Origin of the sequence: Bacillus sp. GbtcB10 (assembly GCF_019091365.1) — a bacterium.
GTDB classification, from domain to species: Bacteria; Bacillota; Bacilli; order Bacillales; family Bacillaceae; genus Bacillus; species Bacillus altitudinis.
In genome coordinates, this window is record NZ_JAGXJP010000031.1 from 1 (window position 1) to 370 (window position 370).

Sequence of the window (370 nt, forward strand, 5' to 3'; positions counted from 1 at the left end):
AAAACTTCAATAAAACTGTGCAGCAAGGTACAAAATTATTGTACCTTGCTTTTTTATTTCTCAATTGTAAACTTTTGGTAGATTGTTTAGTATGGAGGTGTGTGAAAAAGAATAGAGGAGGACGTTTATGTTAACGTGTAATGGAAGTAAAACGTTTCAAACATTTATTAAAGCTGTAACGGATTTAATTGATAGTAATTTATTAGAAGATCAAATTGTTTGTGCGATTGAAAAATTACTAGAAGAACTTTTAGAAAAGAAAACATGGCTTCCGTTAGATAAACAGAAGGCCAATTTGACTCAATATGCACGACATTTATTGTATGAAGATCCGCTCAAACGTTTTGAAGTACTAGCTCTCGTATGGAAA

General features: G+C 31.4%; 1 pseudogene. It reads left to right on the forward strand.

Features of this window, described 5'->3' with window-relative positions:
* Positions 1-127: 127 nt before the first annotated feature.
* Positions 128-370, forward strand: a pseudogene (locus KVT11_RS19580) (cysteine dioxygenase family protein); the annotation flags it as partial.